At 41.7% G+C, this 16,457-nt stretch carries 20 protein-coding genes; 19 read left to right on the forward strand and 1 reads right to left on the reverse strand.

The features are described 5' to 3' along the window. Window positions 1-3 precede the first annotated feature (3 nt). The 4 genes from K9L86_01065 (at window position 4) to K9L86_01080 (ending at window position 2,956) form a co-directional block, all read left to right on the forward strand. Entirely contained in the window at window positions 4-645 is a 642-nt protein-coding gene (locus tag K9L86_01065; protein MCF7907458.1) for an HAD-IA family hydrolase, read from the forward strand. 44 nt (window positions 646-689) lie between these two features. After that, complete coding sequence (locus tag K9L86_01070) at window positions 690-1,739, forward strand: 2-hydroxyacid dehydrogenase (GenBank protein MCF7907459.1); 1,050 nt, start codon at window positions 690-692, stop codon at window positions 1,737-1,739. Beyond that, the gene (locus K9L86_01075) at window positions 1,678-2,505 is read left to right on the forward strand and encodes a sigma-70 family RNA polymerase sigma factor (protein ID MCF7907460.1); all 828 of its coding nucleotides are present in this window, start codon (window positions 1,678-1,680) and stop codon (window positions 2,503-2,505) included. The genes K9L86_01070 and K9L86_01075 overlap by 62 nt, the downstream gene beginning before the upstream one ends. Before the next feature lie 64 nt (window positions 2,506-2,569). Continuing rightward, window positions 2,570-2,956 carry a DUF3568 domain-containing protein gene (locus K9L86_01080; protein MCF7907461.1) on the forward strand — a complete coding sequence of 129 codons (387 nt, stop codon included), beginning with the start codon at window positions 2,570-2,572 and terminating at the stop codon, window positions 2,954-2,956. A gap of 2 nt (window positions 2,957-2,958) precedes the next feature. On the opposite strand, the gene K9L86_01085 is transcribed toward K9L86_01080, so the two are convergent. Then, window positions 2,959-5,094, reverse strand: coding sequence for an MMPL family transporter (locus tag K9L86_01085; GenBank protein MCF7907462.1), 2,136 nt, complete (start codon window positions 5,092-5,094; stop codon window positions 2,959-2,961). 112 nt (window positions 5,095-5,206) lie between these two features. On the opposite strand from K9L86_01085, the gene K9L86_01090 reads away from it, so the two are divergent. The 15 genes from K9L86_01090 (at window position 5,207) to K9L86_01160 (ending at window position 16,456) form a co-directional block, all read left to right on the forward strand. Then, window positions 5,207-6,604, forward strand: a complete 1,398-nt coding sequence (locus K9L86_01090; protein MCF7907463.1) for a PEGA domain-containing protein — start codon at window positions 5,207-5,209, stop codon at window positions 6,602-6,604. Window positions 6,605-6,617: 13 nt separating this feature from the next. Next, window positions 6,618-8,264 carry a glycosyltransferase family 2 protein gene (locus K9L86_01095; GenBank protein MCF7907464.1) on the forward strand — a complete coding sequence of 549 codons (1,647 nt, stop codon included), beginning with the start codon at window positions 6,618-6,620 and terminating at the stop codon, window positions 8,262-8,264. A gap of 2 nt (window positions 8,265-8,266) precedes the next feature. Next, window positions 8,267-9,310, forward strand: a complete 1,044-nt coding sequence (locus K9L86_01100; GenBank protein ID MCF7907465.1) for a beta-galactosidase — start codon at window positions 8,267-8,269, stop codon at window positions 9,308-9,310. A 61-nt stretch (window positions 9,311-9,371) separates the two neighbouring features. Then, window positions 9,372-9,740, forward strand: coding sequence for a rhodanese-like domain-containing protein (locus K9L86_01105; GenBank protein ID MCF7907466.1), 369 nt, complete (start codon window positions 9,372-9,374; stop codon window positions 9,738-9,740). 16 nt (window positions 9,741-9,756) lie between these two features. Further along, window positions 9,757-10,065 (forward strand): Hsp20 family protein, encoded by a 309-nt coding sequence (locus K9L86_01110; GenBank protein MCF7907467.1) that lies wholly within the window; start codon window positions 9,757-9,759, stop codon window positions 10,063-10,065. Window positions 10,066-10,297: 232 nt separating this feature from the next. Continuing rightward, window positions 10,298-10,624: a hypothetical protein gene (locus K9L86_01115; protein MCF7907468.1), complete on the forward strand. Its 327-nt coding sequence runs from the start codon at window positions 10,298-10,300 to the stop codon at window positions 10,622-10,624. A gap of 109 nt (window positions 10,625-10,733) precedes the next feature. Beyond that, the gene (locus K9L86_01120; GenBank protein ID MCF7907469.1) at window positions 10,734-10,994 is read left to right on the forward strand and encodes a DsrE family protein; all 261 of its coding nucleotides are present in this window, start codon (window positions 10,734-10,736) and stop codon (window positions 10,992-10,994) included. Between the two features lie 14 nt (window positions 10,995-11,008). After that, on the forward strand, window positions 11,009-11,368 hold the full coding sequence (locus K9L86_01125; protein ID MCF7907470.1) for a TSUP family transporter: 360 nt from the start codon (window positions 11,009-11,011) through the stop codon (window positions 11,366-11,368). Window positions 11,369-11,446: 78 nt separating this feature from the next. Then, window positions 11,447-11,833: a fluoride efflux transporter CrcB gene (crcB, locus tag K9L86_01130; protein ID MCF7907471.1), complete on the forward strand. Its 387-nt coding sequence runs from the start codon at window positions 11,447-11,449 to the stop codon at window positions 11,831-11,833. A 14-nt stretch (window positions 11,834-11,847) separates the two neighbouring features. Beyond that, the gene (locus K9L86_01135; GenBank protein ID MCF7907472.1) at window positions 11,848-12,180 is read left to right on the forward strand and encodes a DUF190 domain-containing protein; all 333 of its coding nucleotides are present in this window, start codon (window positions 11,848-11,850) and stop codon (window positions 12,178-12,180) included. 16 nt (window positions 12,181-12,196) lie between these two features. Next, window positions 12,197-12,679, forward strand: a complete 483-nt coding sequence (tsaA, locus tag K9L86_01140) for a tRNA (N6-threonylcarbamoyladenosine(37)-N6)-methyltransferase TrmO (GenBank protein MCF7907473.1) — start codon at window positions 12,197-12,199, stop codon at window positions 12,677-12,679. Window positions 12,680-12,823: 144 nt separating this feature from the next. Continuing rightward, complete coding sequence (locus K9L86_01145; GenBank protein ID MCF7907474.1) at window positions 12,824-13,423, forward strand: DUF6088 family protein; 600 nt, start codon at window positions 12,824-12,826, stop codon at window positions 13,421-13,423. 7 nt (window positions 13,424-13,430) lie between these two features. Next, window positions 13,431-14,456: a nucleotidyl transferase AbiEii/AbiGii toxin family protein gene (locus K9L86_01150; GenBank protein MCF7907475.1), complete on the forward strand. Its 1,026-nt coding sequence runs from the start codon at window positions 13,431-13,433 to the stop codon at window positions 14,454-14,456. Window positions 14,457-14,577: 121 nt separating this feature from the next. Then, entirely contained in the window at window positions 14,578-15,726 is a 1,149-nt protein-coding gene (miaB, locus tag K9L86_01155) for a tRNA (N6-isopentenyl adenosine(37)-C2)-methylthiotransferase MiaB (GenBank protein ID MCF7907476.1), read from the forward strand. Continuing rightward, complete coding sequence (locus tag K9L86_01160) at window positions 15,719-16,456, forward strand: tetratricopeptide repeat protein (protein MCF7907477.1); 738 nt, start codon at window positions 15,719-15,721, stop codon at window positions 16,454-16,456. Before miaB ends, K9L86_01160 begins: the two co-directional genes overlap by 8 nt. The last annotated feature ends 1 nt before the right edge of the window (window position 16,457 follow it).

Raw genomic sequence — 16,457 nt, forward strand, 5'->3', positions numbered from 1 at the left:
AAAATGAAAGCCGTAGATTCAATTATTTTTGATCTTGACGGAACGCTGGTTGACTCAAAAGAAGATATAGTAAATGCCGTCAATTTCACTTTAAAAAAACTGGGCCTTAGCCAGAAACAAGCTGATGAGATCGCCTCCTATATCGGTACGGGCGCCGAAGACCTAATCAGAAAGGCAATCGGTGATAAAAACAGAGATCTGTTTGATAAGGGGATTTCTATATTCGAGGATGATTACAAAAAGCACTCGGCAACAAAGAGTAAACTTTATCCGCACGTGGAAGAGGTTTTAGAGTATTTTAAAAATAAAAATCTTTTTATTGTCACTAACCGAAAAAAAAATATGGCACAGATCACTTTAAACAGTTTAGGGATTAATAAATATTTTAAAGATGTCGTAGGCGGGGATGATGAAACCTGCCTGAAACCCTCCGCATGTTCATTGGAGAAGGCTTTAGGAAACGTCCAAGACAGAAAAAGAATCATTATAGTCGGGGATATGGATTTGGATGTGCTAACCGGTAAAGAAGCCGGCATATTGACCTGTGCTGTCACTTATGGAATAGGGAAGAGGGATGATATAGTCAAGGTAAAACCGGATTATCTAGTCGATGATTTGTTGCAACTTAAGGAGATAATTAGATGATCTATGGCAAAAATCTATGAGAATATGGATATAAGGGAGAAGATATGGACAACAATAAAAAAATATTTCTTTATGATTCGAAGCCTTATGATCAAGAAGCTTTTGATCAGGCCAATAAAAAGCATGGTTTTGATATCCAGTATTTCAATGGGCATCTAAACCATAATACAGCTTGTTTGTCTAAGGGCAGTGATGCGGTTTGTGCTTTTGTTAACGATACAATAGATAAGCCGGTAGTGGAAGTTCTTAAAGAGTGTAATATCGGCTTAATTGCCTTACGCAGTGCCGGATATAACAATGTTGATTTAAAGGCAGCTTACGGCACTATCCATGTGGCCCGGGTGCCGGGGTATTCTCCTTATGCGGTGGCCGAACACGCCAGCGCTCTTTTATTGAGCCTGAACCGGAAAACTCATAAAGCTTATCACCGGACACGCGAGGGAAATTTTTCAATCAACGGCTTGATCGGCTTTGACCTTCACGCTAAAACCGCTGGGGTTATCGGAACCGGAAAGATCGGGCGTTGTTTGATATCGATTCTGAAAGGCTTTGGGATGAAGGTCCTGGCCTATGATGTTTATCCCGATGAAGAATATGCAGAGGCTAGCGGCATTAGCTATACGGACTTGCCCGAGCTGTATGCTAAATCGGACATTATTTCTCTGCATTGCCCGTTAAACAAAGATACCTACCATTTGATCGACAACCAAAGTATAAACCAGATGAAGCCGGGTGTTTTTTTAATAAATACCGGCCGGGGAGGCCTGGTAAAAACTCAAGACCTCATTGAAGGGTTAAAGAGCGGTAAAATAGGCGCTGCCGGCCTGGATGTGTACGAAGAAGAAAGCGAGTATTTTTTTGAAGATTTTTCAGCTTCGATGATCAGCGATGATATCCTGGCCCGGCTTTTGACCTTTCCCAATGTACTTATCACATCACATCAGGGATTTTTCACAAAAGAAGCGTTGAGCAATATTGCCGAAACTACTTTAGCTAATATTAAAGAGTATTTTGAAGGAGGTTTTTTAAAGAATGAAATCTGTTACCGCTGCGATAAACAATGCTGCAAGAAACAAAAACAGCGCTGCTTTTAAGCAGAAACTAAAGAGTATTTTTATCGCTTACCAGGATAAAATTTATGGCCTGGCTTTGAGTATCTGCCGCAATCCTAAAGACGCCGAAGATATCACTCAAAATACATTCAGTAAGATTATTCTTAATTTGGATAAATTCCGCGGCCAATCCAATATTGCTACCTGGATTTACCGGATTAGCTATAACGAAGCTTTGATGTTTTTACGGAAAAAGCGCCGCGATTTGAGGTTACAGGACAATATCGATTATCATATCTTAAAAGACAGATCCGCGGTATTGGCGGATTGGCCGTTGCTTCCTGATGATTTATTGGTGAATAAAGAATTACACCGGAAAATCAATTCGTCCATACAAAGGCTGGATCTTAAGTATCGCTTACCCTTGTTGTTGCATCATGTCCATGGCTTAGCGATAAAAGAGGCAGCTAAAGTTTTAGATATAAAGGCCAATTCCTTTAAAACCAGGCTCCATCGGGCCTATCTAATGCTGCGGGGCGAGCTAACCGCCTATTTCGCCGATGCTCGGGAGGAAAAAATCGGTTTTAAAACATTGGTTTGCGATCGTTCGCTTAAATTCATTTATGATTATTCTTGCAATAAGCTCGGCAGCCGGCAGCGTTTAAGATTCGACCAGCATATTAAAGATTGCCGTCCCTGCCGTAGTTTTCTAAACGATTATCAGCAGGCAATAAAAATAACTCAGTCTTTACAGTGTCGTGATTTACCAGAAGCGCTTCGGGAAAAACTAAAAACTCTTTTTACTTAAATAATAGATATTTGAAACTTTTTTTATTTTTTAACATCTAAATCAGAATAAGGAGGTGAGGGTTATGTTAAGAAAGATATGTTCGTTGGGCCTTGGTTTGGTAATGTTGTTTAGCCTGTCTGGATGCGCCTTGCTTTTAGCCGGGGCTGCCGGCGGCGCCGGAACAGCATTTTGGCTGGGCGGTAAGTTGGAAAGCGAAGTAGCGGCTAGTTACCAAAGGACTATCGATGCTAGCAAGCGAGCCTTGAGTTCGCTGGGTATGGAGATAGTTAAAGAAGCAAAATCAGATGAGGTTACTCAGATTCGCAGTGAGTACACTGATGGTAGAAAAGTCTGGTTAGATATCCGTAAGTTTAGCGAAAAAACTTCAAAGTTGGAAATTCGCGTTGGTGCCAAGGGTGATCAGGCAGCATCAACTAAGCTGTTGGAGCGGATCAAGAAATACCTTTGATTTTAAGCTTCACAGGTTTTCCGGGTAAAGACATTGCAGATGAACCAAGGCATAAGGTAAAGGGCAATTAAGGCGGCCATCAAAGAACCGGCGATTATAATACCGCCAAAGCGTTGAGTAGGCGGAAATTGCGAAAAAAGAAATACCCCAAAACCGAGGCCGATGATCAACAGAGTGTTAAATACCGGGTTCCAGAGATAAGTTCTTACTTTTTCCCAGCGCCGCCGGGTAGTTTTTTCTTCGGCTTTGATCCGGCGCCAGTATTTGACCATGTGGATCATCGTATCAATGCCGATAGCAATAGCCACATTCAACGAAGGAGCAGCCACTATATCCAGAGGCATGCCGATTAAGCCAATAGCGCCCAAGCTAATTAGGGGGATTATTAAAATTCCTAAAGTCATCGATAAACTTACTGGCAGCGAACGGGAAACCAGCCAGCTGATCAGGAAAAAAATAAACAACAATCGGAACAAGCCGAAGACCAGGCTTGAGCTTACTAGTTTTGCCAGGCGCCCCTGCAAGGCGTAGACCCCGCCGGTGATTTCCGGGACAAAGCCGTTTTCGCGTACCAGTTCTTTTAATTCAGCAATGATTTCTAAACGGGTTTTTGTCCGTCCGGTTTCTTTCATCCGCAGTAGAAAAAGCCCGTTTTTTCGGTCAGGGCTGATAAAGATTTTTCCGATTTCGTTATGGCTGGGTTTTTCCATAATATTCAGAAGCCAATCCCAGCCTAAAAAGAAAGAAAAGGGATGTTGTCTGGCCTGAGCCATTAAAACCGGCAGCGAGATCACACTGCCGACAGCTTGGTGTTTTTCTAAGGCAGTCTGGAGCTGCCATAATTGATTATAGCTTTTGGTGTTATTCAATTTATTTCCGCTTTCAGTCTTTACCACGATAATCAAAGGGTTACTGCCGCCGCTTTGATCAATATAGCGTAAGCCTTCAGTGATCGGGTCACTCTTTTTAAAATAACTGAATATTGAAGGGTCATTTTTCAACCAGGCTAAGCCCGGCAAAAGTAAGATGCTTAAGCCGATTAAGATTAAGCGAAAAGCTTTTTTTCGCACTTTTACTTTCTGATAAATAAACTGTTCGCTTTCTTCAAAATAATCATTTTTTACCTGGGAATTTTGAACCCGGCTCAAAAATAAAGGATAGATTAGATAGGCGCAAGCCATGGCGATAATTGCGCCCAGAGCGCCGGATATCCCTAGTTCACGCAGCGGCTTTGCTGGCACGGTAATTAAGCTTAAAAAGCCCAGTAAAGTTGTAAACATACTCCAAAATGATGGGCTTAAGGTGTATTGAATTGATTTCTTTATCCGTTGTTGATCGCCAGAAGTATAAGCCAGATGTTTCCAGTTATAGGTAAGAAAGATTATATGCGATAGAGTAAGTACAAAAGTAATCGTAGTTAAGTTTGCCGTAAGCAAGCCGATCTTAATATTAAATACTTTAGCTGCGATTATAGTCAGCATGGCGGCGTTAAGGCAAGCTAAGAGTGTCCCGAGCAAAATAGACCAGGAACGGAAAATAAATAACATTAATCCGGCGAAAACCAAAAAAGTCAGCAAGGTAAACAGCCGGAAATCTCTAACTAAATTTTTTTGGATTAGTTTTGTGATGTAGGGGGCTCCGGAAATTCGCAGCCGGAAATTATCGCCGCTAGCTTTGTTTACTAGTTTTTCGATTGCCGTAAGGTTTTCTTCCAGGCCTTGGCCGGGCAGCACAGCAATGATGTTAGTGGATTTTTGATCATCGGCGATTAAAAGGCGCCGCCAGAGAGGGCTTTTTAAGCCGGTAGCAAAATCTCCCGGGCCGGTAGCCAGGCTGATCACACTGATTATTTGCGGTAGAGCATTGATTTTGGCACTTAGATCTTCAACTTTTTTAAGATAAAGCGGTGAGTCGATTTTTCCTTCAGCGCTGATGATCAGCTGATCATCCTGCCGCTTGAATATTTTTGAAATTCGGCCTTCAGCTTGAGCCTGAGGATCGTGGCTGGAAAAAAAGAAGTTTTGGTCTACTTGGGGGGTTAAATCGATATATTTAGCGATAACAAAGATATTGGCGGCGGTTAAAAGAATAATTAAAATAAATTTTAATTTTAAGGCCGCAGTTATTGCTTTAAGCATAGTTCTAGTTTAAATTATATTTTTACTTAGTCAACCGCTAAATCAGCCAGATTTTCGTATTGGAAGCGCCGATATATGCTATAATAAGAGCAAAAATAATCAAGGGGCGATTATGCAGTTAGCACGCAAAATTCTTTTTTATTTTTTTGTTTTGGCCTATTTAGTCCTCTGTCCTTTGCTTATTTTCTATTCTTTAGGCTATATTTATCAACCAAAAAAGAAAGATATTTCGCAAACCGGCCTGATCCACCTTGTCAGTATTCCGGCCGGAGCCCAGGTTTATCTGGATGGCCGGCGTTTCAAAGATAAAACTCCGGCTACGATCAGCGAACTTAATCCGGGAAGCTATCGGGTAAAGTTAAGGCTAAAGAACCGCCGGCCTTGGGTTCATGAGGTAACGGTTAAAGCGGGAAAATCAGCGGCTTTTAAAAATATTCTCCTTTTGCCGCACAGTTTCGATAAAACAACTATCGGCCCCAAACGGGTTTATACCAATTTATATTCGCTAAAAAATTCCGACTATCTGATTGTTCAGCAAGGCCCCCGGCTTAAGGAATTTTATGTTTATGACTTAGCCGAAAAAAGTCTCAAAACCATTATTGATAAGGATTCTCAATATGCCGAATTAGCGGTGGAGCGTTTATTCAGCGCTGCCGGCAGCACTTATCTGATTATCTACGGCGGTTCTTTATGGGACCGGCAGTATTTGCTTATTGATTTTAAGGAAAAAAAGCCCGGTTTAAAAGAAATAAGCCGGCTTTTTTCTCGGCATCCCGATTGGCTGGTTTGGTCGGAAGATTTACCTGAGGATATTTTTTCTATTTATGGCGTCGGCCTCGACCGCTTGGACATTAAAAATTTATCGCTCTATCCGCAGTATTTTGAGAACATTAAGGGCTTTGGCTTGATGGATAAACAGTTTTATGTCCTGGGCAAGGATAACTTGATCAGAAAATTAAGCCTGGATAAGCAGGAGGAGGCTATTCTATTTGAGGATGAACATTTGGGCCGGGAGTTGTTCGCCAAATCAGGGTTTTATCGCATAGAGCCGCTTAATAAGGATAAGCTTATTTTTTGGGGCCGGCGCGGTGACCTGGTGATGACTGTGCCGCCTTATGCCATTTTTGATCAGGGGGTTTTGGGCATGGAATATGAGCGGTTTAACAGCCGGCTTCTGTTCTGGACCAAGCATGATATCTGGCTGGCCGAGTTTAACGGCCAGGCCCAAGACGATGTTTTATTCAGGCAGCGCCTGCGCCTTAATAAGATATATGAAGGGGGCTTTAATTTAAGCCAATGCTTTTGGGTTTATAGCGCAAGCAATTTGCTGCTTAAAGACAAAACCGAGATTTATCTTTTGGGCTTAACTCCGGACGGCCGGCACCATAGAGAACATATTGTCAGCGCTAAACAAAATACTGAAGTATTTTACTATGAGCCTGAAGGTTGTTTGTACTATTTAGATAAAAAGGGGGCCTTGGTGAAGCTTAAGCTTTTAGCGGCTGATTAGTAATAGAGATATTATGGATTTTCAATATTCACGCCAGGGGGTTAAAGGTAGAGAAAAGAGTTGGCAGCGGTTTCTGGAGGTTCTGCCCGGGTTCCTGAGCTGGACAGTGATTATCGGAATAGTGGTGCTATCGGTGTTACAGCCTTTAACGGCGGCGGTGGTCATGATCGCTTTTCTGCTTTATTGGCTGCTGCGGCTTATCTACATGAACATTTTTCTTTTGCTTTCGTATACCCGTCTGGAGATCGAAAAAACTACTGATTGGCAGGAGTGTATTGCCTCTGTGGACCGCTTGAAAGTCCAGACGCCGGTTTTCTGCGGCCCGGCTAAACAGCGCAGCCTAAAAGAAACAATTGCCGCCCGTATCCATTACCGGCAATTGAGGAAGCTTAAAACAAGCAAGAACCTGCCGCCTTCCTCGGAAAATATTTACCACTTGCTTATTTTGCCGGTTATCCGCGAAGCCCGGCAAGTGGTTGAGCCGGCTATTGAAGCGGTTAAGCAGGGGAGTTTTCCGGCCGAAAGATTTCTGGTAATCATTGCTCTTGAGGATTCAGCTTCCCAGAAAGTCAAGCAGCAGACGGATGAACTGCGGGAAAAATATAAAAACGTTTTTTTAGATTTTTTAGTCATTTTACATCCGGAAAACCAACCCGGGGAAGCTAAAGTTAAGGGGGCCAATGTAAGCTTTGCCGCCCGCCGGGCTCAAAGTTTTTTCAGCGCCAAAGGCATTAAGCCGGAAAATATCCTGGTATCCTGTTTTGACGCCGATACAGTGGCCAATCCCGATTATTTCAGCTGTCTTACTTATCATTATCTGATAAATCCTCTTCGCCTGCAGTCAAGCTATCAGCCGATCCCGGTTTATCACAATAACATTTGGGAGGTTGCCGGTTTTGCCAGGATCCTTGATATCGGCACTTCTTTCTTCCAGCTGATCGAAGCAACTAATCCCGGTAAATTGGTTACTTTTTCCAGCCATAGTATGAGTTTTAAGGCCTTGCAGGATGTCGGCTACTGGCCGGTGGATATGATTTCTGATGACTCGGCTATTTTCTGGAAGGCATTTATCCATTATCAGGGCAATTATCGGGTTAGGCCCATTTATACAACAGTTTCTATGGATATTGCTGCCGGGCCAGGCCTAAAGGAGACTTTTACCGCAATTTATAAACAGAAGCGGCGCTGGGCCTGGGGAATAGAAAATTTTCCGATTGTGGTAAGAGGATTTTTTCAGGTAAAAAAAATCAGTTTCAGCCGCAAGCTAAGTTACGGTTATAAATTGCTGGATGGTTTTGTCTCCTGGGCTACCTGGTCGTTTTTGTTATTACTCGGCAGCTGGCTACCGGCATTTTTTGCTTCTCGGGAATTTTCTTCCAGCACGGCCTATTACCTTGCCCCGCGCATCCGCGGGATTATGTTTAGCCTGGCTTCAATCGGAATTATTATTTGTACGGTAATAAGTTTATTACTGCTTCCCCGAAGAGAAGGTAAACACGGAATCCTAATCGGGGTCAAACATATACTTGAATGGTTGTTTATCCCGGTGGCGCTTTTATTCTTGAGTGCCATACCGGCGCTTGATGCCCAAACCCGCCTTATGTTCGGAAAATATATGGAGTTCTCGGTAACCGGAAAATACCGTAAATCAAAATCCTAAACGTGAAAAGAGCTGTCAAATTTGCTTTATTTATTTTTCTCTTGATAATCCCGCAAAAGACTTACGCTGAAGAAGTAAAGGTGGGGGTTACTTTCAGCCAGGTGCAGTGTGAGTATTTAGATTTGAATTGGCGAAAGATTTATAAAAAAACCATGGCTTTGGATTTAGATGTCATCCGTTTAGGGGCTTATTGGAGCCGGATTGAGAAAAGCCGCGATAAATTTGATTTTAGCGAACTTGATTGGCAGATTCAGCAGGCAAAAGAAAATAATATCCCGGTATTGCTTACTGTGGGAATGAAAGCGCCGCGCTGGCCGGAATATTTTATCCCGGCCTGGCTGATGAAGGATTTATCTTTTCGTTTTGGCTCAGCAGTTTCCGATCGAAAAATTATTAAGGAGCGTAGTCTGCTCTTTATCCGGCGGGTAGTTGAGCGCTACAAAAAGGAAGCTATCATTGTTGCCTGGCAGGTAGAAAATGAACCATTGAACAGAGCCGGCCCCAAGGATTGGCGGATACGGAACGATTTTTTGCAAGAAGAGATTGATCTGGTAGAGAAACTGGATACGAGAAGCCGTCCTATCGTTATAAATGCGATGACTTATCTTAACCGAATATTAAGATTTTTTAACCGGCTTATTTACACCAAGAATCCGGTCTATCAGATAATCGATATTGCTGATATTCCTGCTTTTAATATTTACTCGACTATCGGCCATAAACTCATTGGCCAGAAAATCTGTTTTTTGACTGTTCCTCAAAAACGTTTAAAATACCTTAAACGCTTTGTTGATTATGCGAAAGCTCAGGATAAAACGGTCTGGGTTACTGAGCTTCAGGCCGAACCCTGGGAGCCAGGGGAATTGGTGCATATCCGTAAGGAAGCAGCGATTACCTGCAGAGCCGAAGATTTCCCGGTTAGTTTTGGGGAGCTGGAGTATTTAGGGGTGGATACGGTTTTTTTCTGGGGAGTTGAATACTGGTTTTACCGGATGCAGTATTATAAAGATAAAAGCTGGCTGGATGCTTTTGAGCAGATACCTTAATCTAATTTTTGAAACTTTTCTTATTTTTTAGCATCTAAATTAAGATAAGGGGGTGAGGGTTATGCTAAAAGAAATAAGCCGGGAAGAATTAAGCGATTTGATCGAATCAGGAGAAGATTTTAAATTAGTGGATGTTTTGAGCCGGGAAAGCTTTGCTAAAGGGCACATTAAAGGGGCGGTTTCAATTCCCTTAGCAGAAATCGGCCGCAAATCCGCTAAGTTACTTAAAAAGAGGGATAAAATTGTAACTTATTGTGCTAGTTTTGAGTGTTCAGCCAGCACTACGGCTGCCAGGAAATTGATAGCTTTAGGTTATAAAAATGTTTTTGACTACAAAGGCGGGCTAAAGGATTACCAAGAAGGCGGCTTAAGCCTTGAAACCGGTGCAGGCCAGGCAGACAAAAAATGCACTGTTTGTGGAGGAGCTTAAGGAAAGGAGGCTTATCATGAAACAAGAAAAAATGAAATTCCGCGTCTGTCCGTCGGTGAGTATGAACTACAGCGATGATGGTAACAGCATTACCACTGAAATAGACTTGGCTGGAGTTAAGAAAAAAGATATCTCTTTAGAGAGTGGTAAAGCTGGTTTTTGCTTGAAGGCCGGCAAGGAAGACCTGATTTTTGACTCTTGTTATCGGTTTTGCGAAGAGGTAGATGCCGAAAAAATTAATGCTGAATTTCGCAATGGCATGTTGAGGATAACTGCACCGGTAGAAAAGAGCTTTTTACATGCCAGAAAGATTTCGGTTCACTAAGAAAAAAAAGGGGGGTAAAAATTTTTAAGCCCCCTTTTTTTACTGTCCTCAAGCTAGCTATATCCTGTTATAATAGTTGCCTATGAGAATCTACATTCGTATAGCCGATGGCCGATTTATGGTAAGTCGATGATGCCGCTCGTCACGGCGTTGGTGGAGTAGACAACACGCACCGTCATCCTGAGGAGGAGTGAAGCGACGACGAAGGATCTCAACAAAATTGGAGGGTAAAATGAATGTTTTAGAAAATATCCCGTATAATGACGATAAAATGGGGAATCGCAAACTGGTCGATGAAAAGCACCTGCTTGTTATGCAAATAGCGTTAAAGCCGGGGCAAAGTGTGCCTCAGCATAACGCTAATTCAAACGTTCATCTTCTGGTTGTAAGGGGCAATGATTTAACGGTCAATCTTGACGGTGCTGATAATCAGGTTAAGAAAGGCGATCTATTGCCGGTCGCCTTTCAAGCGCCGATGATCATTAAAAACACCGGCAGTATTGACGCCACATTTTTAGTGTTTAAAACGCCCAATCCGTCAGAAATGGGGACGGTATAGCGTGAAAATCAGGGATAGTGGAATGCCGGATAAGGGGATGTGGAAAGGTTTCTTTTTCCCTGCTCAAACGTTAGAAACGCTCGAATTCAATAGCGGTGTTCGCGATGCTGTGGAATTTGGGTGTGGCTATGGCACATTTACGATTCCGGCCGCTAGGATCATTAAAGGTGTGGAGTATCAAAGCATAAGCACCGATAAATTCAATACTATTGAGCAGGCAGAGAAGTTTATGCAAGATGGTGGCAAAATACTTGCCTGCGGAACTTGTATTAAATCTCGCAATCAAGAAGGCACCGAAATGTGCCCGATCAACACGATGAAGGACATGTACGATATCGTTAAAGAATCTGATAAGGTAGTAACCTTTTAAAGGGCGGTGAACATATGATAAATATTTTACTTTATATTTTAATCGGCCTATTCGCGGGCGCGATAAGCGGTTTAATTGGAATAGGAGGGGGAATCATCATTGTTCCCGCCCTTATTTATCTCTTTAAGTTTTCTCAGCATGCAGCTCAAGGGACAACTTTGGCGATGTTAATACCGCCTATTGGCATACTGGCGGCTTTAGCGTATTATAAGCAGGGACACGTTAATTTTCCGGTGGCAGGATTTATATGTTTGGGATTTGTTATCGGCGGATTCTTAGGCGCGAAATTCGCGGTAGGATTTCCGGAAGTTGTGTTAAGAAAAATATTCGGAGCGTGTCTTTTGGGTATAGCGAGTTATATGATTATTAAATAATCGATAGGCGATGGGGTTCGCCGTTAACCGCCTCAACAGGCTGATAACTCCTACTTAAATGAAAGGAGGGATTTGTCTATGTTGAGGCTTTTTTATATTGCTTTTGGTGGCGCCGCTGGCGCTTTATTGCGCTATTGGGCTTCAGGGCTGGCACATAGAATCGGAGGCAGTAGTTTCCCGTGGGGGACATTGAGCGTTAATCTCATAGGATCTTTTCTTATAGGTTTTTTATGGGGAATGTTTGAATCCGTTATCGTTTCCCAGAATACGCGAATTCTGATTTTTATTGGATTGCTTGGTTCTTTTACGACATTCTCCACGTTTTCGCTGGAGAGCTTTCACCTGATCCGGGACGGTGAATACGGTCTTTTCATAGCAAATATATTATCGAGTTTTGCATTAGGTATATTACTAGTTTTTGCCGGATATTTTTTAAGCCGTTTTTTATTTAACATAGCGCGCTAAAGGAGGGACTAATCATGAAACTGCCTGAAGAAGGAACATTGTTAAGGATATTCATAGGGGAATCCGACAAGTATAAGGGCAAGCCGTTATATGAGCAGATCGTTCTTAAAGCCAGAGAACTAAACTTGGCAGGAGCCACAGTTTTACGGGGGCTTATGGGTTTTGGGGCGGACAGCCACATGCATTCGGCTAAAATCTTGAGGCTTTCCGAGGATTTGCCGGTGATTATTGAGCTTGTGGATACTGAAGAGAATTTAAACAAGCTCCTGCCTTTTTTAGATGAAACCGTGCAAGAAGGGCTGATTACGCTTGAAAAGGTTAGAGTCATAAAATACCGTCATAAGTAGGGAGATAAATTTTAAAATGAAAAAATCTATTACAATTAAACCCATAGGCATCATAAATACGCCGTATAAAGAATCCAAGGGTATGCCTATTCAGGGTAAGTTTAAAAGGGGAGTTTTTGGCACTGCCAAAATATTTCCTGAATATAAAGCGGGCCTAAAGGATATCAAAGGTTTTTCGCATGTTATCTTGATCTATCATTTTAACCGCTCGAAAGAGGAACGTCTAACAGGCAAACCGTTTCTAGAAGATACCGAACATGGAATATTTGCAATACGCAGCCCGCACCGGCCAAATCATATAGGTTTCTCGATCGTGAAATTAAAGAGCGTAAAAGGGAATACCATTACTTTTATGGAAGTCGATATTTTAGACGACACCCCGCTTCTGGACATCAAGCCTTACGTCAAACATTTCGACAGCCGGGATAAAGTCAAGAACGGTTGGATCGATAAACACTTCAAAACCGGCAAAATCCCAAAGCGCACAAGACTGGAATAATGTTCACTTTTTCCTAATGTTCACTAATTAGTGAACATTAGATAGTTGGTTTTTGGCTTTATAAAATTAAATAACTCGAAGAAATAGCTTGACATCCTGTCACAAATAATATATACTTTTTGTGACAAAAGCGAGGTATATAAAATGTCGCAAAGCATTGAGAATAAAGTAGTTAGCAGGATTTATGGTAAGAATAGGGGTTGGGTATTCACTCCAAATCACTTTCTTGACCTTGGAAGCCGTACAGCCGTGGCTCAAGCCTTGGGGCGGTTGGCAAAAGCCGGTACTATTCGCCGATTGGCACATGGACTATATGATTATCCTGAGAAACACCCTACGCTGGGCGATCTTCCGCCTAACTATGAGCGGATAGCCCAAGCTTTGGCAGGAAGGGATAGTTTAAAAATTCAGCCATCGGGGGCGTATGCCGCCAATCTGCTCGGGCTTACTGAGCAGGTTCCTGCAAAGATTGTTTTTCTGACTGACGGCCCTAATCGCAAAGTACAAATAAACAAACAGCAGGTTGTCTTAAAAAGGACAACTCCTAAAAATATGGCCACTGCCATGCGGGTGAGCGGTCTGGTTATCCAGGCTCTGCGTCATTTAGGCCAAGATCATGTGGATGATAAAATAATCGGGATGCTTAAGAAAAGATTATCCAGCGATGACAAGCGTCAGCTTATAAACGACCTTCGTTACGCTCCTGTATGGATAGGAAATATATTTCGGCAATTACAAGGATAAGAAGCCTGTGGACAAATTCGTATTATTGAGTGATAAAGACAAACGCGCCTATTTCGAAGTAGCCGCGGCTGACTTGAATGTAATGCCACAGCTTATTGAAAAGGATTTCTGGGTTTGTTGGATACTCAGGACCCTTTTTTCGTTACCGTCATCAGGCAGTCACTTGACATTTAAGGGCGGTACATCACTTTCAAAATGCTATGACGTTATCAGGCGTTTTTCAGAAGATGTCGATATTTCGATAGAAAGGTCTTTTTTATCAAGCCAACAGGCCATTGAACCTAAAAAACAAGAAAGTAACAAAGAAAACCAGCGAAGACTTGAAAGGTTACAGTTAGCCTGTCAAGCAAAGATCAGCGGCACTCTAATCCCAGAACTGAAAAAAAGTATTGCCGCTATTCTGACCGATAGAAAAAAATGGAATCTCGAAATCGATTCTAACGACGCATTAAAGCAGACAGTTTTGTTTACTTTCCCACACGCTTTGACAAATAGTATGGAAAGCTACGTAAAGGCCGCTGTTAAAATTGAGTTTGGTTCCAGAGCCGACCATTGGCCTGTTGAAAATATGGCTGTTACGCCATATGTTGCTAATGTTTCAGACGATGTGACTATTGAAGGTGCATCAGTGCGTGTTTTAGCCGCAGAGCGGACCTTTTGGGAGAAAGCGACCATACTTCATATGATATATCATTATCCTGAAGGTAAGAATGTGCCTCCGCGGATGTCGCGGCACTATTATGATTTATTCGCGATGGTAGATTCTTTTGTATACAAGAAATCTTTAGAAAAAATATCGCTATTGAAACATGTATCCGATCATAAGTCTTTATTTTTTAAAGCTAACTGGGCGCATTATGAAGAGGCTAAACCGGGCAGCTTGCGGCTGGTGCCGCGCGATGACCAAATAAGCCAGTTGAAAACTGATTACCGACAAATGCAACAAATGTTTTTTGAGGATCCCCCGTCATTTGAGAGTGTTTTAGAGAAACTAAAAATAGCGGAAGATAAGATTAGCAGGGTCAAACAATGAATTACTGGTGGACGGCAGATTATCACTTTTCGCACGCCAAAGCTATTATGATAGCCGATGAACGATCGGGATTTTTATGATATTTTTGCAATAGAATAACGAAAAGTAGCATTTAGTAGACATGAATAACCCAAAAAACTCAATAAAAAAGGCAGTCTACATCCGTACCTTCGGATGCCAGATGAATGATCGAGACTCTGAGGCTCTTCTAGGCCTTTTTGTTGATTTGGGGTATTCTGTAGCTAAAGAGCCTAAGGAGGCCGATGTAATATTAGTTAATACTTGTTCGGTGAGAGAGCATGCTGAAGACCGGGCCCGTTCTTTTTTAGGTAGCCTACAGAAGCTCGCTGAGCGCCGGCGTTCCCGAGGCGCTAAACATAAGATAATTGGGCTTATTGGTTGTATGGCTCAGAATACTGGAGAAGAAATATTTAAAAGAATGCCCTATGTTGATTTAATCTGTGGACCTGGCTGTCTAGATAGAGTCGTTGCTTATATTCAAAAGATAGAGAAAGAAAAAGTTCGGATTCTTGACTTAGAGGATAAGAAACGTAAAAGTGAATTTTATCAAGGTTCCTATCGTATTGAGAGCGACCATGCCCAAGTTGTGATATCAACCGGCTGTTCTAATTATTGTTCATATTGTGTTGTTCCTTATGTACGTGGTGAGTTACGCTTGCGCAAACCCAAAGATATCATTGATGAGATAAAGCAGAATATAGCTTTAGGTATTTCGAAAATTACTTTGCTTGGTCAAAATGTTAATGATTATTTTTTTAATCAGCGGGTTAATTTTGTTGAGTTACTTAATCGAATCGAGGCAATAAATGGATTAACCGAGTTAAATTTCATTACTTCGCAACCAAGGAATATTCCTAAAGGTTTATTCGAGCTGATGGCAAAGAGCGATAAAATATCAAAGCATTTGCATTTACCTTTTCAGTCAGGATCAAATCGTATTTTAAAGGCGATGAAACGAGGTTATACGATTGATAAGTACTTGCAAATAGTCTCTGATTATAAGAAAATAGTAAAAGGTACCTTGAGTACCGATGTCATTGTTGGCTTTCCGACTGAGAGCGATGAAGATTTTGCGCAAACTAAGGAAGTTTTAGAAAAGGTGCGTTTCTCGAGTGCTTATATTTTTAAATATTCACCACGGAAAAGGGCAAAAAGTGCTAAGTTAATTGATGATCTAGTTCAGAGCGAAAAAGTTAAGAGGCACAAGATATTGCTCGATCTGCAAAGGAAGATTTCACGCGATGGTTAAAAGAAGTAAGGTTTGGTTTTTACTTATTTTTTATTTTTGTCTTGTTGCTAATGTTTGGGCAGTTTCTTTAGAGGAGGCCCAACAAGATTATCTTTTGGGTAATTATGAGGAAGCGATAGTTAAGGCCCGCCGTTTGCATGAAAACGATGAAACCCTTTATTTTTTAGGTTTAGCTTATACTAAAACCGCAGACTATGAACGGGCCAGAGCATATTTAGATAAATTGATTGATCGCTTCCCGGGGTCAGATTTTCGTAATCTGGCTATGATGAAATTAGCCGATACTTATTTTTTACAAAAAGACTATGATAAGGCTAAAGAACTTTATCAAATTATCGAGAGTAAATGTTTGAAACTCGAGAATCCATCTTTGCTTTTTCTTCGCTTGGCTCAAATTGCCAGCCGCCGGGGAGAGTGGGAAGATAAAGGCAAATATTTAGAGTTGATAAAGAAAAAATATCCTAATAGTCCGGAAATGTATTTTGTTAAAACTTTGGAGGAGTATGGTGACTTTTTTACTATTCAGGTAGGAGCCTTTAGTCAGAAGAAAAATGCAGTTTTACTTAAGGATGAGGTAACTTGTGAATCTAAGGCTTACATTGTTGAAGGTAAGTCTGGGGCCTATCCGATATATAAGGTGAGGGTAGGCAAATTTAAAAAGCGATATGATGCCGACAAGGTTGCCCAAGATTTACGTAGCCAGGGATATCCTGCCAGTATTTACCCTTAAT

This window comes from Candidatus Omnitrophota bacterium (genome assembly GCA_021735655.1).
Lineage (GTDB): Bacteria > Omnitrophota > Gorgyraeia > Duberdicusellales > 4484-171 > JAHKAJ01.